This window comes from Acetobacter fabarum, from assembly GCF_040702925.2.
Lineage (GTDB): Bacteria > Pseudomonadota > Alphaproteobacteria > Acetobacterales > Acetobacteraceae > Acetobacter > Acetobacter fabarum_B.
On record NZ_JBFCXX020000021.1, the window covers coordinates 1 to 19,108 of the forward strand.

Consider the following 19,108-nt stretch of genomic DNA (forward strand, 5'->3'; position numbering starts at 1 on the left):
CTCCTGCCCGGGCAGGAGATGCAGGCGGCGCTCTTTGATATCGCGTAGGCGGGGCGCGAAGCGGTAGCCGAAGAACGGCATCAGCCCGAACACATGGTCGGACGCGCCGCCCGTATCGGTATAATGCTCTTCGATCGATAGCCCGGTCTGGTGGTACAGCAAGCCATCGAGGACATAGGGTGCTTCGCCTGCGGTCGCGGCGATCACGCGCGAGCCGAAAGGGTCATACTGGTCCGATATATGGGTGTAGAATGACACGCCGGGTTCGTTGCCGTTGCGCGCGTTGATATCGCCGATCGCGGCACCGCGCCCGCCGGCATGAAATTGCTGCCCGTCGCTCGATGAACTGACGCCGGTGCCCCATAATCCAGCGAGCGGCATTGCGCGATGAGCGTCGATCAAGCGCCCCAGCGCCTCGCCATAGGCAGCCTCGCTGATGTGCCAGTCATGCAGATGGGCGAGCTGGCGCAGGCTCGCGCCCCGGCAGCTGTCCGCCATGCGGGTCAGGCCGAGATTGATGCCATCGGCGAGGATCACGGTCAGCAGCGCGTTGCGATCGTCGGCAGGACGGCCCGAGCGCCGGTGTGTGAAACAGTCGCCGAAGCCGGTCCACGCATCGACATCGAGCAGGATGTCCGTGATTTTCACGCGAGGGAGACGATCATAGGCGGTGCGACGCGCGACCTCTGCGGCGGGTGGCGTGATCGCCTTCAGCGGCGAGATCATCAGACCATTTTCATCGAGGCGGACCTGGGGCAGTTCACCTTGCCTGGCCAGTACCGTCACCCGTTCGATCGCGCGGTCCAGGCGCTCACGGCGCTCCCCAATATGTTGATCGAATCCGGACTCGATCGCGAGCGGGAGCGGCCCCTTCTCGCGCAACGCTGCAAAGGTGGCTGGCGGAATGAGATAGCTGTCGAAGTCTCGAAATTGCCGACTGCCTGCCACCCAGATATCGCCGGCCCGCAACCGGTCGCGAAGCTGGGACAGCGCGCAGAGTTCATAGGCTGCGCGATCGACGACGCCGTCGCGGATCACGAAGGGTCGCCAGCCTGCCGACACGAAGCGTAGCGGCACCTTGTCGGGCAGGCGTCGTTTGCCGGTATGGTAGAGATCAGCGATGATGGCGAGCGCATCGAGGATGCCCTGGACCGGTCCGGCACCGCGAAAAGCGAACGCCCGCAGGAATTGACCGGCGAACAGCTTCACCGTGCGATGCCGCTCGATCAGTTCGGCCGTGCGGTCGATCGTCTCGGGGCGGACGAGGACTTCCGCTTGGGCGACAGCGGAGCCGAACCGTTCCCAGTCGAAGGGGCCGATACGCGCAAGGGAGTCGATACCCTTGGCGTGCGCGTCGATCAGCACGCGGCAGCTATTTGTTAGCGTGCGCAAATGCCCCTGCATCTCGCGCACGGTCCTGATCGCCTTGTCGCGCGTCCGGTTTTCTGCGCGGCGCACCATGCTGCCAAGCAGCTTGTCGAACATGGTGAGCGCGGCGTCAGTCAGGCTTTCCTCGAGCCGGATGGCTGCGGTCGCGAGCGTCGCGTGGCGGCGCATGGCCGCCAGCTCGCCGAGATGTTGCGGCGTGATCCGCACTGCCTCGTCGGCCAGTCGATCGAAGGTTGCCGACGGTATCATGGTGGCGCGCGCCGGGTCGAGGTCGAGCGTGCGGACATGATCGAGCCGTTCAAGCAACCGCAGGATGCTGCGCGGCGCCGGCGATTGCGGGGCATTGCGCAGCCAGGCCAGCCATGTTGTCCCCTGATCCGATCGCCGGGTCAGCAAGGCGTCCAGCGCCGTCAGCTTTTCCGGCTCGATGCCGTTGGTCAGGATTGCATGGGTGAGTTGTTCGGCCTGTTGGCGCGCGTGTCTGACGATCGCCTCGATGACAGCCGATGGTGGCAGTAGCACCCGCCGTCGGCGCAACTCGTCGATCACGGTGCCAGCGAGCAGGAGAGGCTGGGCGGCAGTCTGCGCGACCGGCATCGCGAACGCCACGATCGCGCGAAAGTGGTTCCGGTCGAAAGCGGTATAGCCGAGCCGCTGCATGAGATCGGCGAGATGTGCGCGCCGGGTTTCATCGCGACGGGCGTAATCGTCGAACGCCGTTGTCGGCACGTCGATCTGATCGGCGACAAAGGCGAGGATGGCACCGGGCGGCCTCTCTCCCGCCTCCAACACTCGGCCTGGCCAACGCATGTAGAGCAGCAGCAGTGCGAACCCGAGCCGGCTCGACGCTCCCCGGCGTTCGCCGACAAGATCGAGATCCTCACGGCTGAGGGTGAAGTAACGGGCGATTTCCCGTTCTTCGGTCGGCGGATCGTAATGCGGGGCGAGCGCCTCGCGTGTCAGCAACCGCCGCCTTGCCATGTGCCACGACCTTTCTCGCTCTGTCCGTCAGACGGTCCTCTGGCGGCCAGCATGAATATGTCCGTCAACTCTGGACCCGTGATGGCGATTCGGACAAGAATGCAAATCGATGGGAAAACGGACAGATTGGGACCGGCTGTGGCGCTGATTGGCTATGCGCGAGTATCGACCGGCGACCAGAAGCTGGCGCTCCAGCACGACGCGCTGAACGCGGCCGGTTGCGAGCGGACGTTCAACGACCATGCGTCCGGCGCAAAGACCGATCGGCCAGGCTTGGCCGAGGCACTGGCCTATCTGCGCGCTGGCGACACACTGGTCGTGTGGAAGCTCGATCGTCTTGGCCGCTCGATGAGCCACCTGATCGAGAAGGTTGGCGAACTCGCCGCGCGCGGCGTCGGCTTCCGCTCGCTTACCGAGCAGATCGACACCACCACGTCAGGCGGCATGCTGGTGTTCAACATCTTCGGCTCGCTTGCCCAGTTCGAGCGCGATCTAATCCGCGAGCGCACCAACGCCGGATTGAAGGCTGCACGGGAACGAGGGAGCCTTGGCGGTCGACGTCCGGTCATCACGCCTGACAAATTGCGCAAGGCGCGCGATCATATCGCGGCAGGGCTGACTGTCCGCGAGGCGGCCACGCGCCTCAAGGTTGGCAAAACCGCGCTCTACAAGGCTCTCGAAGGCACCACTGCCAAGACCGCAGTCAAAGTATGAGGAAAGAGTGATGAACGAACGCGATCCCAACATCGTTACCTCGAGCCTGTCTGGTATCGTCACCGAGCAGGGCGTCACCGTGAGAGTGAACATCATTCGGTTGGAAAATGAGCCGAGCTGGTCGCTCGAAGTCGAAAACGAGTATGGAACGTCTACGGTCTGGGACAACCTGTTCGCGACTGATGATGCCGCGCATGCCGCTTTTCGTCAGACCGTCGATGAAGAAGGTATGCGCGCCTTCCTCGACCAGGCTGTCGTCATACCCTTCCGACGTTAGCACCGTCAGTGTTCGCCGTTCGTTCGATCCTAGCGTACGTAAACTTCACTTTCGTGCAGTGACCCCGGGATATGGAAAACCGCATCAAGGAATGCCAGATGGATCTGTTCTCAGACAGGACCTCGTCCCACACCATCCGGGCCAACCAGCTCCGGCTGTGGTTCTCGGCCGCAGCCTATGTCCTGCTGACCGCTCTGCAAAGACTGGCCCTTGGCCAGACCAGCCTGGAGACGGCGACCTGTGGCACCATACGCGCACGACTGCTCAAAATCGCGACACGTGTAACGCTCAGCGTCCGTCGGATTGTCCTGTCCATGCCGGACATGTTCCCCTGTCAGCATGAATTCGCCCTCGCTCATGCACGATTGCGAAGGCTCCGGCAGGCCATCTGAAGAAACAGACAGTGCACAGACCACATAGCTTCCACCAACACTGCCTTCTCAGGCCGTGACACCCTCACTGCGTTCAGAACCCGCCGCCAGAAGCAGAATATCGTCAATATTCCAGATCGGGCTCCTGTGGGATGACTGAATTCTACAAAATGACCCGAAATTGCCTCAAGTGTGAGAAATCCGCGTCGAGTGGATCGGGCCGAGCGTCGAAAGGTCATGGCACTGGCCCAGGCCCGTAAAATTGACGCCATTCTGGTGACGGAGCTGTCCCGCTGGGGGCGTTCGACCATTGATCTCATCTCCACGCTTCAGGAGCTGGAGAGCTATCGTGTTTCCCTGATCGCCATAACGGGGATGATGTTCGACCTGGCGACGCCACATGGGCGGATGCTTGCGACGGTCCTGGCCGGGATTGCGGAGTTCGAGCGGGATCTGATCAGCGAGCGGGTGAAGTCCGGTCTGGCCGCTGCCAAGGCGCGCGGGAAGGTTCTCGGCCGACAGAAAGGAGAGCGGCCGAAGTCTGATCGTCTGGCTCCGAAGGTTCTGGCGTTGGTGGCCGAAAAGCGGAGTTATCGGTGGATCGCCCGCGATCTGGGAATCAGTAAGAATACTGTTGCTGCCATTGTGCAGAGAGATAAGGTGGGGCCTTCTCTTCCCTCGTAGAAAGTGTATACAGGTATAAAATTATACGTGTAGAGGTGTAGCATGAAGGTTCTTGCTGTTCTTTCGCAGAAGGGCGGTGTCGGAAAAACGACACTTGCAACCTGTCTCGCTGTCGCGGCTGAGCAAGCGGGTAAGGTTGTTGCTATTATTGATTTGGACCCACAGGCGACAGCCTCTTTCTGGAAAGACGTACGCCAGCTCGATACACCGGCTGTGGCTTCAATTCAGCCGATACGTTTGCCTGCAATGCTCAAAGCCTGCGCGGATGCGGGTACTGATCTTGTGATTATCGACGGAGCTGCTGTTGCGCGTGATGTAGCTTATGAAGCGGCGCGGCATGCTGACTTCGTTCTCATTCCGACGAAGACGGCCGTGTTCGATACAATGAGTATGACACACACATTGGATGTGGTTCGTCAGCTCGGTAAAGCGTTCGCTGTCGTTTTAACTTTTGTGCCTCCCCAAGGGCAGGAGACAGGGGATGCCATTAAGGCCGTGACCGAATTGGGGGCAACGGTCTGTCCGGTGACAATAGGAAACCGCAAGGCATTTTTCCGTGCACAGGCGGCGGGACAGGCTGTGCAGGAATTCGAAGCACATGGGCCAGCAGCAAACGAAATTAAGCGTTTATACGAGTATACAGATATACAATTATACAAAAATCAGGAGGTAGTGTGATGGCGAAAAGCAATACGCTACAAGCGATGCTTGATCGCGCCAAAGGTAGTGGTGAGGCAATGCCAGCCCCTTCCCCGAAGCCAGATATATCATCCCGTAAACCTACGCTGAATGGTCGGAAGGGGACCAAGTTGATCGGTGGGCATTTTTCTCCTGAAGTCAGCACCCAGCTTCGTATTATCGCGGCCGAAGAGGGAACGACGGTTCAGAGTTTGCTTGGAGAAGCACTGGACGATCTGTTTGTGAAGAAAGGACGCAGCCGGATCGTTAGCGGTTAAGTATACATTTATACACGTATACAATTATACACGTAGGCTGTGTCTAGCGTATAGGGTTGCGTTTGTGTCGGTTGCGGCAGAATCCAACAAATGCGGCACTGGGGTTTTGCAACTCTGGTTGTCCGCTATCATTCCACCATGACACCCATTCATCATAGAGTGCGTAGACATCATATCCTGGAGCAACTCCTCTAGCGTCATGGAAACCCTCGGGATCGACAAATGGTTTCTGGAGCTTTGGCTCTATTACCTTGACGGTGTCCATCGTTTCCCGATTACGGAAAGTAACTGTGTTGCTGTTTATTTCGACAGCATAATCAGGCAAGTGGTTATTGATTGCCAAGTCACGGAGCATTGAGCGAAATACGCGAATATGGCTACTGGCCCCCGTTTTTTTCTGTAAAATTTCTATAGAAACACCCCATTTTTCCTGAGCGCCACAATGCTTGCGTGCAAGTTCGTATATTCTCCGTTCAAGTGGTTTGCGTAAACGGAAATAATCGCGATGTAATGTCAGTACACTTCGGCCTTCGATCATTCTGAATAGCCATTCGGATAGCGTTACCTTGATTTCGGACATTTGTCCGGAATTGGTCTTACGGATAATTCGCCATTCATTGATAAGGCCAAAGCCTTCGGTGATTTCTTCTCCATCAGCTTTGATGTTGGTGGTGATCCGTGTGCCTGCTAGGCGCTCAAATGCGCTCCGAAGCCGCTTATAGCCATCACCATCGGTTTGACGATTGGTCCACATCAATAAATCGCGTGCGGTAAGGTGGAGAGTTCGATTTGGCTGCTCACCTTGATTCATTTTCGCGATAAGCTGCGAAATGCAATAGATAAGGATATCCTTGTCATGGATTGTCGCGAGCCCTTTTACGCTCGGAACGATCTCAACTGTATTGCCATTGTGCTCGTATCGGAAAATGCGTCGATCAGGTTTAGTGGCAAGCGAGAAAATTGGATGTTCCATCGAGGCCATATCATCTTTGGGGATGGCATCAAGGACATCACAAATAAAAAGATCTGGTGTCGGATATCGTTCCGGAAGTAGAACGGAACGTCCATCAACATTCGGGGTTTCACTGACGGTAAGTGCCAGTTCGGGGTTTCGTTGACGGGTTGCTTTGATTCGGGGTTTCATTGACGATCAGTTTAGGTTCGGGGTTTCATTGACGCAAGAGCTAGATTCGGGGTTTCGTTGACGCAGATTCGGGGTTCTGGAGTCACTAGATTCGGGGTTTCGTTGACGCAAGCTGCCCAAAAACAGTGTTTTTGTATTTTATTTTCAGTTAGTTACGTGTTTGTGGAAAACCCTTAACACTACTTTTAACACATAAATTAACACTCTAAGCCTGTGGATAACTCTTTATTCTTTGCAATTTTCAACCAAATTGAACCCAAGCACCGCCTCTTGGGGGCTCCGCCCCCGCCGGCTCGCAGCCTACGGCCGCCCCGATCGCGCGAAGCGCGATCTCCCACCCGGCATCCCCCTGCTCGCCCTTTCAGGGCTGCGCTAAACAGACACGCCTACGGCGCGAAATCATAATCTGACGATGCGGTAACGCATCGTCTCTCCACCAGCACCTTCCTCTCCCGCGTCGGCGCCTTCGGCGCCCTACGGGGCTCCCGCTCCGCGCTCGCCCAACGCCTGCAACACCAGAAGAACCGGGCAAGACCGTAATCTGCTCAAGACGCACCGGTGTTCAGGCGATCATTCAGCAGCTCACGTGTTGGGGTCGGTACATAGAACGGGCACAGATATACGCTAAGGTCGGATGCTGAGGGTATATGACGGAAAACAGGTGTTTTCCGTCATTTTTTTCTTGCCGGGAAAAGATAGCCGCCAAGGTAGCAAAAACTGCACGACAAACCATGTCGCTTTGCATTACTGTGCGGAAACTCTTCTGATGAGGTTTGTCGTACATGCTGGTCGGTTATATGCGAGTGTCCTCAGCCGACGAACGCCAGTCAGTGGATCTCCAGCGCGATGCGCTGATCGCGGCTGGCGTCGATGCACGCCACATTCATTCCGACAAGGCCTCTGGTGCCCGCGACGATCGCCCTGGCCTCAAGACGTGCCTCGCCTGGCTCAAGGAAGGGGATACGCTGGTGGTCTGGAAACTCGACCGTCTGGGCCGTTCTCTATCGCATCTTCTCGATATTATCGGAGATTTTCGGGAGCGTGGCATCGCTTTCCGATCCTTGACCGAACATATGGATACGGCAACCGCGCAAGGCGAGTTGCTGTTCTCGATGTTCGGCGCACTCGCCCAATACGAACGCGCCTTGACGCGCGAACGGGTCATGGCGGGGCTGGCAGCCGCCAGGCGCCGGGGTCGGCGCGGCGGTAGGCCGCCCGCGATCCACGCGGAGAAGATCGCGGCGATTACCGTCGCCCTCGAAGGCGGCGCCAGCAAAGCGGCTATATGCCGCAACTTCGGTGTACCGCGCTCGACGCTGATCGACACGCTGGCGCGGATTGGCTGGACGCCTCCCGGCAGAACCTGACAGATGCCGCGCCGTTCCGTTCTGACCGAGGCGCAGCGCCTGTTGCTGCTTGCCCTGCCCGAAAACGAGGCCGACCTGGTGCGTTACTGGACGCTCACTCCCGATGACCTGCGTGTCATTGTCAGTCGGAGAAGGGCGCACAATCGGTTGGGCTTTGCTATCCAGCTTTGCGCGCTGCGCTACCCGGGGCGGCTGCTCCGGCCGGGGGAGCTGATCCCTCAGATCCCGCTCGCCTTCATAGGGGATCAACTCGGGATCGAGCCGGACGCGCTCGCCGACTATGCCGTGCGTGGGCCGACCCGCTACGAACAGCTCGATACGCTGCGTGGAACATTCGGATTCCAGCAGTTCTGTCGGCCGCTCCAGATCGAGCTTCAGGCCTGGCTTCTGCCTGCGGCCCTGACGTCCAGCAGCGGAATCGTTCTCGCACGGATGCTGCTGGGCGAATTTCGCCGGCGATGCATCGTCGTGCCTGGTATCACCCAGATCGAACGCATGGTGGGCAAGGCGCTGCTCGATGCCGAGCGGTATGTCTGCGAGCTGCTGACGCGGCATCTCACCGCCGGCCAGCGCGATCGGCTCGATGGCCTCCTCCAGCCGCATAGCGGCAGCCATATCAGCAGCCTTACCTGGGTACGTCAGCCTCCTGGCCAGCCCGGGAGGCGTGCCTTCGCCGCAATCCTCGACCGGTTGTCGCTCCTGCGTGCGATTGACTTGGATTCCGGTCTCGTGGACACCATTCACCCGGAGCGGCTTCGCCGATTGTGCCAGGAAGGCGCGCGCCTCACGGCGCAACATCTTACCTCGTTGAACCCGGCACGGCGGCGCGCGGTGCTGGTCGCCACAGTCATCGAGACGCAGATGACGCTGACAGACGACGCGGTGCTCATGTTCGAGCGTCTGTTCGGTCAGTTGTTCCGCCGGGCGGAACGGCGCGAGGAAGCTGCATTGAAACGCGATCGTCGGACCATCAACGCCAAAATCCGCCTTCTGGCCGAAATCGGCGATGCGGTGTTGAGCGCCCGCGCTGACGACGCCGATCCATACGCTGCGATCGAGGGCGTCATCGGCTGGGACGCGCTGACACGGGAAGTCGCGGAAGCCCGTCGTCTCGTTCGTCCTGATCCGCTCGATCCCGTGGCGCTCTCCCGAGAGAACGCACCGATCCTGCGCCAGATCGGTCCTGCGTTCGTCGCCGCCTTCACTTTCGGGGCTGTTCCCGCCTGCGCACCTCTTGCCCAAGCTGTCGAGACCCTGCGCGGACTCGCCGACGGCCGGCACAGGCTTCCGGCCGACGTGCCGCTCGGCTTTGTCCGGACGAGCTGGCGGAAGCGGATCGACCGTGCTGATCTCGACCGCCGCATCTTCGCGTTCTGTGTCCTGGCGGAACTGCGCGATCGGCTGCGCGCGGGGGATATGTGGGTCGAGGGAAGCCGACGCTATCGCGCCGTCGAGCACCAGCTTATTCCAAAGCCGATTTTTTCCGCGATGCGCGAGGCCGGCCCCCTGCCGATCGCCGTCGCTGATACCGCAGCGGCCTGGCTGGCGGAACGCAAGGCGCTGCTCACGCGTCGGATCGCCGAGATAGAGGCGAAAGCGTCCACCGATACGCTCGAAGACGTGCGGATCGCCGAGGGGCGGCTGCGCATCTCGCCTTTGCGCGCGATCACTCCAGACGAGGCAGAGGACGCCCTGGCGCCCCTCTACGCACGCCTGCCGGCCATCCGGATCACCGATCTGCTGGCCGACGTGGATCGCTGGACGGGACTTGCCGGCTGCTTCACGCATTTGACTACCGGCCGGGCACACGACGATCCCCGCGCGATCCTTACCGCCGTTCTTGCCGATGCGACCAATCTCGGCCACGCCCGCATGGCCGAGGCCTGTGGGTTGGTAACTCGGCGTCAGCTCGGCTGGCTCTCGGCCTGGCACCTGCGCGAGGATAGCTACGGAGCGGCGCTGGCGAGGCTGATCGAGGCGCAGCATCGGCTGCCCCTTGCCGCGTTGTTCGGCGACGGCACCGCGTCCAGCTCGGACGGGCAGCACTTCCCGCTCGATCGGCGTGCACAGGCAACCGGCGCCGTCAATCCGCACAAGGGCAGCGAACCCGCCATCTCCTTCTACACCCATGTCTCCGATCGCTACGCGCCGTTCCATTCCACAGTCATCTCCGCCGGTGCCAGCGAGGCCGCGCATGTACTCGACGGCCTGCTCCATCATGGCGCCGACCTTGCGATCGAGCGTCACCATACCGATGGCGGGGGCGTTTCGGATCATGTGTTCGCCCTATGCCATCTCCTCGGTTTCCGTTTCGCCCCGCGCATCCCCAACATCGGTAACAGACGCCTGCATCTGTTCGGCGACATGAAGCCTGGGTCGACTGTCGCCCCATTGATGGCCCAGCCGATCGACGAACGCCTGATCTCCGAGCACTGGGACGACGTGATCCGGCTCGCCACCTCAATCCGTACCGGCGTCACCAGCGCGTCGCTGATGCTGGAACGGCTCGGTTCTTATCCTCGCGCGAACGGTCTCGCCCTTGCCCTGCGAGAGATGGGCCGCGTTGAGCGTACGCTGTTCACGCTCGACTGGATCGAGCTCCCCGAAGAACGCCGCCGCGCCACCCGCGAGTTGAACAAGGGAGAGGCCCAGAACGCCCTCAAGCGCGCCATCTTTTTCCATCGCACCGGCCGGATCCGCGATCACGGACTGCAAGCCCAGGGACATCGGGCGAGCGCGCTCAATCTCGTCGCCAGCGCCATCGTATTGTGGAACACCACCTATCTCGGAGCCGCAATGCGGCATCTCGAACGTCAAGGACGATCCGTTGCGCCTGATCTGCTCCAGCATCTCTCTCCGCTGGGGTGGCAGCATATCAACCTGACCGGGGATTACCTCTGGACCGACGCCGGCATCCCGGAAGGGAAACTCCGCCCGCTCCGGCAAGCCATCACAATCACCGATAATCCTTAGCGTATATCTGTGCCCGTTTTATGTACCGACCCCGTGTTGCAGCATACCCGTCAGACGCCACAGGATGGCCGTACAGGCGTTCCCGTGTGTGGTGGCTGGTTTGGTGGGCAGTAACGGGAATTGCGCTTTGTGCGGCCTCCCAGGGCGCTCTGCGGGCCTTGCCGGGGATTGATAGGCTGGCCATTTCCTGTTCGTCCGTCCAGATATCCTCCTCCTGACTTTCAGCGGGATGGTTCTGATTGAAAAACCCAAGCGTTAGGGATATGGTGAATTATACCAGCGCCTCTACGCATCAATGGATTTCGTGTCGTGATTTACACGGCAGATCATGTGCCGATGCACGTTCACGTCATAAGCGCGGATGGGGAAGCCGTGATCGAAATTGGCAGGAAAGCCCGCCTGATACGGGCAGGTGGCATGAAAGATAAGGTCATACAGGAAGCCCTTGTCATCGTGCATGACCGCGCTGAGATGCTGGCTTCAGCATGGGAGAAGATACATGGCGAATGACATGAACTATCAGGCCGCTCGTGAAGCAGACGCGCTTCATAGAGCGACAATTCCTCATGCGGTCTCCGCACGGTTTATCCGTGCTCGCCGCGCTCTTCACGTCACGCTCTCCAACGGTGTTGAGATGAGCGTGCCTGTGAGTCTGATACAAGATTTGCAGGACGCTTCCCTGAATGATCTGGCCGATATCGAGATCACTCCGCTGGGTAATGGCCTTCACTGGCCCCGTCTCGACGCCGATGTTCTGGTCGAAGGTCTGATCCACGGTATCTACGGTTCCCGAAGCTGGATGGCGGCACAGATGGGACGTGTGGGCGGATCATCCGCCAGCCAGGCAAAGGTGGCGGCTGCACGCCGGAATGGTGCGAAAGGCGGTCGGCCAAGGAACGTCGCGTAAGAAAGACTGCTTACCACTATGAGCAGACAGGCCGGTGAGCATGGTGGTTGCTGAAACCGCAAAAAGTTATTACAATAATAATAACATAAAGGGGGCTGTCATGGTCGAACTGAAAGTGCGAAAATTCGGAAACTCACTCGGGGTCGTACTACCCAAGGAAGTGATCTCACGGCTGAACACCCAGGACGGCGCGCCCCTGTATCTGACCGAAGCACCAGACGGCGGATATCGGCTCGTACCCTATGATCCTGACTTTGAAACCAAAATGACAAAGGCTGAGGATATTATGCGGCGTTATCGTGATACGCTGCATGTTCTGGCCCAATGACAGCTTTCGTCTGGATAGACGAACGGGATACCCTGATCCTTCATGACCGACTGTTGGGCGTGCATGGTGGCGCTTCCGGCGTACGGGATGCAGGTCTTCTGAAATCCGCGCTTGCCCGGCCACAGCAGCATGCGGCCTATGCGGATCCGCTGGATCCAGTGCATCTGGCGGCCGTCTATACGGCGGGTATCGTCAAAAACCATCCTTTCATCGATGGGAACAAGCGTACGGGCTTTGTGCTCGGTGTGCTGTTTTTGGAACTGAACGGCTATCGTTTCACGGCAGCCCAGGAAGATGCAGCAAATGCGGTTCTCGCGCTGGCGGCAGGTCAGATGGACGAACTGGGCTATGCGGCGTTCCTGGCCGCCAATGTCGTATCCGACAGGGTATGACGGTAAACGAGGAACGCGATGAGTGTGCTTTTTTCGTTTCCTGAGGTGGTTCTGGCGACATTTGTCTTGATGGACCAGACTAATATGGCTAAGTCTTTTTTTGAGTAAACTCAGGAGGCTTTCGCCATGCGCACGGTCAACATCCACGAAGCCAAGACCCATCTGTCCCGGCTGATTGACGCGGCCATGAAAGGGGAAAGCTTCATCATTGCCAAAGCCGGCCGGCCGATGGTGCGGGTCAGCCCGATTACGGCTCCTGAAGAGTTACAGCAACGGCGTCTGGGGTTTCTTGCTGGAAAAATCCGGGTGCCCGAAGATTTTGATCGCATGGGACAGAACGATATTGTGTCTCTGTTCGACGGTCCGGCATGAGGCTTCTTCTGGATACCCATCTGCTGCTCTGGGCAGCAGGAGAGCCTGACAGGCTGTCAGCGCGGGCGAGAACCCTGATGGAGGATCCGGGTAATGATCTGGTCTTCAGTGCGGCCAGTCTCTGGGAAATCACCATCAAGACCGGGCTGGGCCGTGCAGACTTCCAGGTCGATCCTCATCTGCTGCGACGCGGTCTGATCGAAAACGGTTATGAGGAGTTACCCATCACCAGCCAGCATGCCCTGGCAGTCGGACAACTGCCAGATGTGCATCGGGATCCCTTTGACCGGATCCTTGTGGCACAGGCCACGGTGGAAGGAGTGCTTCTGCTGACCCATGATCCGCTGGTAAAGGCTTATCCAGGCCCGATCGAAGCAGTCTGAAGGAGATCGACCAGTATGAGCTACAAAAATAGGTCCATGCCCTCGCTGCACAGTGACGAAGCGGCCGAGGATTTCGTCGCGACCGTCGATCTGACCCGGTATGACCTGTCCGGTTTCAAGCCCATGCGCTTTGAGATCGAACCCAAGGCGGCTGCCCTCAACATGCGCCTGCCGGCGTCCCTGCTGGAGACCGATGTCGCACAGACGCGGTAAAGTATATTCCGACCAGAACAGAGGAGATCGGGCGATGTAGGTACGCTCGGAAATCACTCCGCGCGTCATGGAGGGGAAGCTCCCATGTCTCGCACCTATCATCACAGCCGCAAATACGGTCGCAATCATCGCTGGGCCAACCAGCCGGATCGCTGTGGCTATGGAGGCTCACGTGAAGCCTCTGAATCTCCCAACTGGTACAGTCATCTGCACGATATCCGTCCTGGCCGTCATCATGACAGGCATGTTGCCCGCCTGATCATCAAGGGCGACCTCGATCCTGTCGAGGCGGTCTTTCCGTATACCGGCACCCGGCGACCCCACGAATATTACTGGTAATCTTCAGCGCGGGAATGAGGGATCGTTCCCGCGTTCTGTTTCCGTCTGGATTTTCAGGTCAGTTTGGATCTGCGCTTCCGTTTTCAGCTTGGTGTGGGATTTCGTTTCTTCCCCCAAATACCCCAATCCGACCTGATGATTGCAAACTGCGAAGTCAATGACTACAATGCTGTCATTGCTTTCAGGAGGTTTCCATGGCCGTGATGACCATCCGCAATATCGACGACAGTCTCAAGCAGCAGCTTCGTCTGCGCGCAGCCCAGCATGGGCGTTCTATGGAAGAAGAGGTGCGCGATATCCTGCGTTCCGCTCTTTCTGCTGAAGTGTCCCAGGGGGTAGATGCCGGTCAGGCCATCCACCAGCGTTTTGCCAGGCTGGGCGGGGTAGATCTGCCTGCCGTGTCTCGTGAGGCCATCAGGGACGTGGATTTCGGAGTGTGATCGTTCTCGACACCAACATCCTCTCCGAACTGATGCGCTCCGGGCCTGACGGGGCGGTGCTGACCTGGATGTCCCGCCAGTCCATGATGACCCTCTTCATCACGACCATTACACAGGCCGAGATCCTGTATGGGCTGGCGCTGCTGCCGGAAGGGCGACGGCGAGAGCTTCTGATCGCAGCTGCCCGTGCCATGTTCGAAGAGGATTTCTCCGGACGTATCCTGCCTTTCGACGGAGAGGCGGCCTGTGTTTATGCTGAGATCGCCTCCCGACGCCGGCAGGCCGGAGAACCCATCAGTCAGTTTGATGCACAGATCGCGGCCATCACGCAGTCCCGTGGCGCATTCCTTGCGACACGGAATACACGTGATTTCCTCAACTGCGGTATCACCCTCATCAATCCGTGGGACGAGGGGTAGGGAGGGCGTCAATGGCCGCCTGAATCCGGGCCAGATCGGCGTCCAGAAGAGCAAGAACCTGATCGGCCGGGACAGTGGGTTTCGTGCTGTTGCGTGCCTTGCGGATTGCATCCCTTTTGGCAGCCCGTTCGTCGGAAAGGTCCGTCATGGTCATGTCTTCATCGCCTCGTGTTTCGTGGCAGCGACAGGGGCAGAAATCCGCCATGCGTAATCGCAGACATTATCCAGCAATTCTGCTCGTTGTGTCTGACTGTAAGCCATAACGAAATCAGCGACAATTTTTTCTGGCACACCTTCCCGAAGAAGGTTGGCAGCCGTTTCCGCTATTTCCAGATTGACCGCCTCATTGAGCAAGACTAGAGCGTCCGTATCGGTCATACGCTTTGCTGCCTGTGAAACAAACCGGGCATTCAGATTCCACATCCATTGATGGCGATTGATCTTATCAGAAAACCATTCTGGAGAAGGGTATTCCGGAGCCATTAGGTATCCTCTTGAAGTGTCTGTGGTGGTCAGTTTCCAGGCCGTAAAATTGTTCTGTGGCCGAGATTACAGTCTGTCCGTTTTGGATGATCGTGTTTTGTCGTCAGCCTTGTTCCCGGTCCTTGTCGAAGGCATGAAGCCCCGCGCGTCTCCAGCGCGTTTTCAGGTCGTCCGGGGTGGTCTCATTTCCCCCCTGAAGCTGCCCCGCAATATCCAGAAAGGCTCCGAGCAGGGTGGCGCGGTCATCATCGGTCAGATCAACCAGTCCCGCCTTCTGAACCAGGCCACCCAGTTCGATCAGATGATGGGTCCGTTCCCGTCGCGCCTTCGCCCAGTCGCGCATGTCGGTGCGTGCCTTTCGTGCCTGATGGCGATGGATCAGGGCCGCCTGCTTCCTGATCCATCTTTCAAGCGTCAGAAGCTCCGTTCTGATCGTTTCCGGTTCCTTTCCGGCCGCCCTTTTTTCCGCCGGTCTGAAAGAACGCCGCTCCCCGTTCGGTCCACCTCGCGACGGCTTCGGGTTTACTATCCGCCTGTTCGACAGCCGCAAGCAGAACACCAGCAAGAGCCTCGATCGATAAGGTATCGGCCCCCGTTGCTTCGACCAGTTCACCGAACTGGACAATTCTCTTGGCCTTTAACGCACGTGCCCGTTTCTGAAGTTCTTCTAGTTCCGCATCTATGTCCCGTGGTTTGCGCATTTCCGGTCCCCTGTCCTGCTGGTCTGTGCCATACTCTACCACACAGGCGAGAACCGCGTCACTCATCCAGAGTAATCAATCCTTATGGCTCAGTAAAATGTGAGTGCGCGCTTATACGTCACTACGTGACGTGCGCTTAAGGGATGTGATAGGATCGCGTCCATGGCGATCTATCACCTGCATGCAAAGGTCATCAGCCGTGCCACCGGCCGGAGCGCAGTGGCGGCGGCAGCCTATCGTGCAGCGTCCCGCCTGCATGATTTGCGGCTAGATCGCGACCATGACTTTTCCAACAAGAGCGGCGTGGTGCATTCCGAGATCCTGCTGCCCGATGGCGCGCCGGAACGGTTTCTTGATCGTGCGACCCTATGGAACGAGGTCGAGGCGATCGAGAAACGCAGGGATGCCCAGCTTGCCCGCGAGGTGGAGTTTTCAATCCCGCGCGAAATGACCCAGGCGCAGGGGATCGCGCTGGCACGGGATTTCGTGCGGGAGCAGTTTGTGGAACGCGGCATGGTGGCCGATCTCAATGTGCATTGGGATATTGGCGAAGACGGACTGGCGAAGCCCCATGCCCATGTGATGCTGTCCACGCGGTCTGTGGACGAGAACGGGTTTGGTGCGAAAGAACGCTCGTGGAATGACAAGGAACTCCTGCTGACATGGCGGGAGCGATGGGCGTCGCTCGCCAATGAACGGCTGGCCGAACTGGACCTTGATGTGCGGATCGACCATCGGTCGTTCGCGGCACAGGGGATCGATCTTGAGCCGCAGAACAAGATCGGTCCGGCCGGCATGCGTCGGGAAGAGCGGGGCGAGGACGCGGAGCGGGTAGCTGACCATCTGGAGATCGCGCGACGCAATGGCGAGAGGTTGCTGGCCGAGCCGCATGTGGCGCTGGAGGCGCTGACCCGACAGCAGAGCACATTCACCCGTCAGGACCTGGCGCGGTTCGTGGGCCGGCATACGGCAGATGCAGAACAGTTCAGTGCTGTCATGGTTCGGGTGGAGGCATGTCCGGAGCTGGTCGCGCTCGGGAAAGACGGGCATGGGCGGGAGCGGTTTTCCACGCGCGCGATGATCGGGGTCGAGCAGCGTCTGGAAGAAGCATCGCTTGCGATGGGGCAGTCCCAGGGGCATGCGGTGCCGCTGGCGGTGCGTCGGGCGGCGATGGCGCGGGATGGGCTTGGGGACGAACAGGCGCTGGCGGTGGGCGAGGTCACGAAGTCCCGCGACCTGTCCGTGGTGGTCGGCTATGCCGGGACGGGGAAGAGCACCATGCTGGGTGTTGCCCGCGCGGCATGGGAAGAGGCCGGGTATCGGGTGCGCGGGGCGGCGCTGTCGGGGATTGCGGCGGAAGGGCTGGAATCCGGGTCCGGGATCGAAAGCCGGACGCTGGCCTCCCTGGAGCGTGCGTGGGAACGTGGGTTCGACCTGCTGGAGCGCGGGGACGTGTTGGTGGTGGACGAGGCCGGCATGGTGGGGTCACGGCAGATGGAGCGGGTTCTGTCTGTCGCCCGCGAAGCCGGGGCCAAGGTGGTGCTGGTGGGTGATCCCGAGCAGTTGCAGGCGATCGAGGCCGGTGGTGCGTTCCGGGCGGTGGCCGAGCGGGTGGGGTCGGTGGAGATTACGACGGTGCGCCGGCAGCGTGAAGGCTGGCAGCAGGCGGCCACGAAAGAGCTTGCGACCGGGCGGACGGATAGGGCGCTGGGACGCTATGAGGCGGCTGGCCTGGTGCGCGGACATGACACGCTGGAAGAGGCGCGCGCCGGGGTGGTGGCCGGGTGGGAGGAAGCCCGGCAGGCCGCGCCAGAAGACAGCCAGATCATGCTGGCGCATCGGCGTGTCGATGTGCGGGCGCTGAACGAGGCGGCACGCGAGATCCGGCGGGAGGCGGGTGAGCTGGACGCTGATGTCGAACTGTCGGTGATGACGGTTCAGGGGGAGAGGCGTTTTGCGCATGAGGACAGGGTGTATTTCCTGCGTAATGACCGGGACCTGGGGGTGAAGAACGGCACGCTGGGCACGGTGCGTGGGCTGTATGGCATGGATGAGGATCGGATCATGCTTTCTGTGCAGCTTGATGGTCCTGATGGCGTTGGGACTGGCCGGATCGTGTCCGTGCGGATGTGGGAGTATGACGCGCTGGATCATGGCTATGCCGCCACCATCCACAAAGCGCAGGGTGTGACGGTGGACCGGGCGCATGTGCTGGCGACGGGGAGCATGGACCGGCATGGGGCCTATGTGGCGCTGTCGCGGCATCGGGAGAGCGTGTCCGTTCATTGGGGCCGGGATGACGTGGGGGATCGTGACGGGCTGGTGCGGCGGCTGTCGCGCGAGCGGCTGAAGGATACCACGCTGGATTATCCGCATGTCCGGGATCGGGATGCCGGGTTTGCGCGGCGGCGCGGGCTGCATGTCCCCGAGAGCGAGATCGTGGTGGGGCGTGAGAAGGCCTCATCAGGCCCTCGGAAGGACAGGCAGGCCGAAGGTGTGCCTATGCCAGAGCCTGTGTCGGCACAGCAGAAACGCGGGATGTTCGACGGGCTGGACCTGTCCGTGCGGTCTGGTCGTCGCACAGCGGAAAAAGACGTGTCAGCCGGGATGGATGCCGGGGCCGGTAAGGGGGAGAGTGGGGTTGAGCGTGAGGCTCCTGTCTCTCCCTTTGCGGGATTGAGGCTGCCCCGTGTGCGGCGTGAGCAGGTGCCGGCGGGGATGGACGGGTTGGTGCCGGGGAGTGACCCGCTGCATCAGGCGGTGGAGCGGTATGCGCGGGCCTGGGTGGATGCCGAGCGCATGGTTCGGCAAGAGCTGCCGGTGCTGGAGCATCAGAAGAAGGCGCTGTTTGAAGCCGGTCGGGATCTGGAGCGGGTCCGGCGTGGCGGTGAGGCGGATCTGAGGGCTGCGCTGAAGCATCAGCCGGAGATCCGGCAGGCGCTGTATGGTCTGGAAGGACCGGCACGGGCGCGTAGGCTGGTCGAGGGGATCGAGCATGAAAATAAGGTTCGGAAAAATCCTGAACTGCGGGCGGCACGGTTCGTGAAGACGTGGGACGGGCTGAGCCGCGAGCAGCAGGGTGTGGCGCTGAAGGAGCTGAAGCGGGATGCGCAGCTCGAGTCCATCCTGCGGGAGAAAAGCCGCGAGCTGGGCATCCGGAAGGGATCGACGCTTGATCACGGGTTGCATCCCCATCAGCGGGAGCAGGCCCTCTCACGCTCTAGGTCGCGCGGTATGGATATGGGGATGTAATCTGCTTGAGAGAGGAGATGTTG

General features: G+C 60.0%; 23 protein-coding genes and 2 pseudogenes. 19 read left to right on the forward strand and 6 right to left on the reverse strand.

All coding sequences use genetic code 11. The annotated features are described in order from the left end of the window. Window positions 1–2,370 (reverse strand): Tn3 family transposase (locus tag AB2L51_RS12445; protein WP_400922168.1); only part of this gene is annotated, 2,370 nt, incomplete at its 3' end. A gap of 81 nt (window positions 2,371–2,451) precedes the next feature. Between AB2L51_RS12445 and AB2L51_RS12450 the strand changes: the two genes are divergently transcribed. From AB2L51_RS12450 to AB2L51_RS12475, 6 genes and pseudogenes are all read left to right on the forward strand, one after another. Continuing rightward, window positions 2,452–3,084 carry a recombinase family protein gene (locus AB2L51_RS12450; protein ID WP_456305559.1) on the forward strand — a complete coding sequence of 211 codons (633 nt, stop codon included), beginning with the start codon at window positions 2,452–2,454 and terminating at the stop codon, window positions 3,082–3,084. A gap of 10 nt (window positions 3,085–3,094) precedes the next feature. After that, the gene (locus AB2L51_RS12455) at window positions 3,095–3,361 is read left to right on the forward strand and encodes a hypothetical protein (protein WP_019054813.1); all 267 of its coding nucleotides are present in this window, start codon (window positions 3,095–3,097) and stop codon (window positions 3,359–3,361) included. A 68-nt stretch (window positions 3,362–3,429) separates the two neighbouring features. After that, window positions 3,430–3,753, forward strand: a pseudogene (locus AB2L51_RS12460) (transposase); the annotation flags it as partial. A gap of 186 nt (window positions 3,754–3,939) precedes the next feature. Continuing rightward, window positions 3,940–4,416, forward strand: a pseudogene (locus AB2L51_RS12465) (recombinase family protein); the annotation flags it as partial. Window positions 4,417–4,458: 42 nt separating this feature from the next. Further along, window positions 4,459–5,094: a nucleotide-binding protein gene (locus tag AB2L51_RS12470; protein ID WP_395583021.1), complete on the forward strand. Its 636-nt coding sequence runs from the start codon at window positions 4,459–4,461 to the stop codon at window positions 5,092–5,094. After that, a complete protein-coding gene (locus tag AB2L51_RS12475) occupies window positions 5,094–5,372 on the forward strand; it encodes a ribbon-helix-helix domain-containing protein (protein ID WP_231290084.1) in 279 nt (92 codons plus the stop codon). The genes AB2L51_RS12470 and AB2L51_RS12475 overlap by 1 nt, the downstream gene beginning before the upstream one ends. A gap of 43 nt (window positions 5,373–5,415) precedes the next feature. Here AB2L51_RS12475 and AB2L51_RS12480 read toward each other — a convergent pair whose 3' ends face one another. Then, a complete protein-coding gene (locus AB2L51_RS12480; RefSeq protein WP_395583022.1) occupies window positions 5,416–6,516 on the reverse strand; it encodes a replication initiator protein A in 1,101 nt (366 codons plus the stop codon). Window positions 6,517–7,298: 782 nt separating this feature from the next. On the opposite strand from AB2L51_RS12480, the gene AB2L51_RS12485 reads away from it, so the two are divergent. From AB2L51_RS12485 to AB2L51_RS12540, 12 genes are all read left to right on the forward strand, one after another. Then, window positions 7,299–7,883 (forward strand): recombinase family protein, encoded by a 585-nt coding sequence (locus AB2L51_RS12485; protein WP_062247439.1) that lies wholly within the window; start codon window positions 7,299–7,301, stop codon window positions 7,881–7,883. A gap of 3 nt (window positions 7,884–7,886) precedes the next feature. Beyond that, window positions 7,887–10,856 (forward strand): Tn3 family transposase, encoded by a 2,970-nt coding sequence (locus tag AB2L51_RS12490; protein WP_395582674.1) that lies wholly within the window; start codon window positions 7,887–7,889, stop codon window positions 10,854–10,856. A 336-nt stretch (window positions 10,857–11,192) separates the two neighbouring features. Beyond that, window positions 11,193–11,366, forward strand: a complete 174-nt coding sequence (locus AB2L51_RS12495; protein ID WP_400922209.1) for a DUF4160 domain-containing protein — start codon at window positions 11,193–11,195, stop codon at window positions 11,364–11,366. Continuing rightward, complete coding sequence (locus AB2L51_RS12500; RefSeq protein WP_061491526.1) at window positions 11,356–11,763, forward strand: DUF2442 domain-containing protein; 408 nt, start codon at window positions 11,356–11,358, stop codon at window positions 11,761–11,763. Before AB2L51_RS12495 ends, AB2L51_RS12500 begins: the two co-directional genes overlap by 11 nt. Window positions 11,764–11,803: 40 nt before the next feature. Beyond that, window positions 11,804–12,091 (forward strand): AbrB/MazE/SpoVT family DNA-binding domain-containing protein, encoded by a 288-nt coding sequence (locus AB2L51_RS12505; RefSeq protein WP_475557844.1) that lies wholly within the window; start codon window positions 11,804–11,806, stop codon window positions 12,089–12,091. Continuing rightward, window positions 12,088–12,483, forward strand: a complete 396-nt coding sequence (locus AB2L51_RS12510; protein WP_253546048.1) for a type II toxin-antitoxin system death-on-curing family toxin — start codon at window positions 12,088–12,090, stop codon at window positions 12,481–12,483. The genes AB2L51_RS12505 and AB2L51_RS12510 overlap by 4 nt, the downstream gene beginning before the upstream one ends. 126 nt (window positions 12,484–12,609) lie before the next feature. Continuing rightward, window positions 12,610–12,855: a type II toxin-antitoxin system Phd/YefM family antitoxin gene (locus AB2L51_RS12515; protein ID WP_061491524.1), complete on the forward strand. Its 246-nt coding sequence runs from the start codon at window positions 12,610–12,612 to the stop codon at window positions 12,853–12,855. Then, window positions 12,852–13,238, forward strand: a complete 387-nt coding sequence (locus AB2L51_RS12520) for a type II toxin-antitoxin system VapC family toxin (RefSeq protein WP_253550935.1) — start codon at window positions 12,852–12,854, stop codon at window positions 13,236–13,238. Before AB2L51_RS12515 ends, AB2L51_RS12520 begins: the two co-directional genes overlap by 4 nt. Window positions 13,239–13,274: 36 nt before the next feature. Continuing rightward, window positions 13,275–13,451, forward strand: coding sequence for a CopG family antitoxin (locus AB2L51_RS12525; RefSeq protein WP_018308598.1), 177 nt, complete (start codon window positions 13,275–13,277; stop codon window positions 13,449–13,451). An 84-nt stretch (window positions 13,452–13,535) separates the two neighbouring features. Continuing rightward, window positions 13,536–13,790, forward strand: coding sequence for a hypothetical protein (locus AB2L51_RS12530; RefSeq protein WP_012813384.1), 255 nt, complete (start codon window positions 13,536–13,538; stop codon window positions 13,788–13,790). Window positions 13,791–13,984: 194 nt separating this feature from the next. Beyond that, window positions 13,985–14,230, forward strand: a complete 246-nt coding sequence (locus AB2L51_RS12535; protein ID WP_019088716.1) for a FitA-like ribbon-helix-helix domain-containing protein — start codon at window positions 13,985–13,987, stop codon at window positions 14,228–14,230. Beyond that, window positions 14,227–14,649 carry a type II toxin-antitoxin system VapC family toxin gene (locus AB2L51_RS12540; RefSeq protein WP_019088717.1) on the forward strand — a complete coding sequence of 141 codons (423 nt, stop codon included), beginning with the start codon at window positions 14,227–14,229 and terminating at the stop codon, window positions 14,647–14,649. The genes AB2L51_RS12535 and AB2L51_RS12540 overlap by 4 nt, the downstream gene beginning before the upstream one ends. Here the strand turns inward: AB2L51_RS12540 and AB2L51_RS12545 are convergent. The 4 genes from AB2L51_RS12545 to AB2L51_RS12560 all read right to left on the reverse strand — a co-directional run bounded on the left by AB2L51_RS12545 (window position 14,627) and on the right by AB2L51_RS12560 (window position 15,899). Continuing rightward, window positions 14,627–14,797 (reverse strand): hypothetical protein, encoded by a 171-nt coding sequence (locus AB2L51_RS12545; RefSeq protein ID WP_167347325.1) that lies wholly within the window; start codon window positions 14,795–14,797, stop codon window positions 14,627–14,629. The two genes, AB2L51_RS12540 and AB2L51_RS12545, sit on opposite strands and share 23 nt — an antisense overlap. Window positions 14,798–14,799: 2 nt before the next feature. Then, window positions 14,800–15,132, reverse strand: coding sequence for a hypothetical protein (locus AB2L51_RS12550; RefSeq protein WP_011251580.1), 333 nt, complete (start codon window positions 15,130–15,132; stop codon window positions 14,800–14,802). A 103-nt stretch (window positions 15,133–15,235) separates the two neighbouring features. Then, entirely contained in the window at window positions 15,236–15,475 is a 240-nt protein-coding gene (locus AB2L51_RS12555) for a conjugal transfer protein TraD (RefSeq protein ID WP_395582677.1), read from the reverse strand. A 64-nt stretch (window positions 15,476–15,539) separates the two neighbouring features. Then, window positions 15,540–15,899, reverse strand: a complete 360-nt coding sequence (locus AB2L51_RS12560) for a conjugal transfer protein TraD (RefSeq protein WP_395582678.1) — start codon at window positions 15,897–15,899, stop codon at window positions 15,540–15,542. A 96-nt stretch (window positions 15,900–15,995) separates the two neighbouring features. On the opposite strand from AB2L51_RS12560, the gene traA reads away from it, so the two are divergent. Further along, window positions 15,996–19,085, forward strand: coding sequence for a Ti-type conjugative transfer relaxase TraA (gene traA, locus AB2L51_RS12565; RefSeq protein ID WP_395582679.1), 3,090 nt, complete (start codon window positions 15,996–15,998; stop codon window positions 19,083–19,085). The last annotated feature ends 23 nt before the right edge of the window (window positions 19,086–19,108 follow it).

What these genes read in the sequence shown, in the direction of transcription:
- AB2L51_RS12495 (WP_400922209.1), top strand. Translation starts at nt 11,193, where the DNA reads ATGCACGTTCACGTCATAAGCGCGGATGGGGAAGCCGTGATCGAAATT.
- AB2L51_RS12490 (WP_395582674.1), top strand. Translation starts at nt 7,887, where the DNA reads ATGCCGCGCCGTTCCGTTCTGACCGAGGCGCAGCGCCTGTTGCTGCTT.
- AB2L51_RS12550 (WP_011251580.1), bottom strand. Translation starts at nt 15,132, where the DNA reads ATGGCTCCGGAATACCCTTCTCCAGAATGGTTTTCTGATAAGATCAAT.
- AB2L51_RS12525 (WP_018308598.1), top strand. Translation starts at nt 13,275, where the DNA reads ATGCCCTCGCTGCACAGTGACGAAGCGGCCGAGGATTTCGTCGCGACC.
- AB2L51_RS12480 (WP_395583022.1), bottom strand. Translation starts at nt 6,516, where the DNA reads ATGAAACCCCGAATCAAAGCAACCCGTCAACGAAACCCCGAACTGGCA.
- AB2L51_RS12470 (WP_395583021.1), top strand. Translation starts at nt 4,459, where the DNA reads ATGAAGGTTCTTGCTGTTCTTTCGCAGAAGGGCGGTGTCGGAAAAACG.
- AB2L51_RS12485 (WP_062247439.1), top strand. Translation starts at nt 7,299, where the DNA reads ATGCTGGTCGGTTATATGCGAGTGTCCTCAGCCGACGAACGCCAGTCA.
- AB2L51_RS12455 (WP_019054813.1), top strand. Translation starts at nt 3,095, where the DNA reads ATGAACGAACGCGATCCCAACATCGTTACCTCGAGCCTGTCTGGTATC.
- AB2L51_RS12450 (WP_456305559.1), top strand. Translation starts at nt 2,452, where the DNA reads ATGGCGATTCGGACAAGAATGCAAATCGATGGGAAAACGGACAGATTG.
- AB2L51_RS12535 (WP_019088716.1), top strand. Translation starts at nt 13,985, where the DNA reads ATGGCCGTGATGACCATCCGCAATATCGACGACAGTCTCAAGCAGCAG.
- AB2L51_RS12475 (WP_231290084.1), top strand. Translation starts at nt 5,094, where the DNA reads ATGGCGAAAAGCAATACGCTACAAGCGATGCTTGATCGCGCCAAAGGT.
- AB2L51_RS12505 (WP_475557844.1), top strand. Translation starts at nt 11,804, where the DNA reads ATGGTGGTTGCTGAAACCGCAAAAAGTTATTACAATAATAATAACATA.
- AB2L51_RS12555 (WP_395582677.1), bottom strand. Translation starts at nt 15,475, where the DNA reads ATGCGCGACTGGGCGAAGGCGCGACGGGAACGGACCCATCATCTGATC.
- AB2L51_RS12560 (WP_395582678.1), bottom strand. Translation starts at nt 15,899, where the DNA reads ATGAGTGACGCGGTTCTCGCCTGTGTGGTAGAGTATGGCACAGACCAG.
- AB2L51_RS12545 (WP_167347325.1), bottom strand. Translation starts at nt 14,797, where the DNA reads ATGACGGACCTTTCCGACGAACGGGCTGCCAAAAGGGATGCAATCCGC.
- AB2L51_RS12530 (WP_012813384.1), top strand. Translation starts at nt 13,536, where the DNA reads ATGTCTCGCACCTATCATCACAGCCGCAAATACGGTCGCAATCATCGC.
- traA (WP_395582679.1), top strand. Translation starts at nt 15,996, where the DNA reads ATGGCGATCTATCACCTGCATGCAAAGGTCATCAGCCGTGCCACCGGC.
- AB2L51_RS12510 (WP_253546048.1), top strand. Translation starts at nt 12,088, where the DNA reads ATGACAGCTTTCGTCTGGATAGACGAACGGGATACCCTGATCCTTCAT.
- AB2L51_RS12500 (WP_061491526.1), top strand. Translation starts at nt 11,356, where the DNA reads ATGGCGAATGACATGAACTATCAGGCCGCTCGTGAAGCAGACGCGCTT.
- AB2L51_RS12515 (WP_061491524.1), top strand. Translation starts at nt 12,610, where the DNA reads ATGCGCACGGTCAACATCCACGAAGCCAAGACCCATCTGTCCCGGCTG.
- AB2L51_RS12520 (WP_253550935.1), top strand. Translation starts at nt 12,852, where the DNA reads ATGAGGCTTCTTCTGGATACCCATCTGCTGCTCTGGGCAGCAGGAGAG.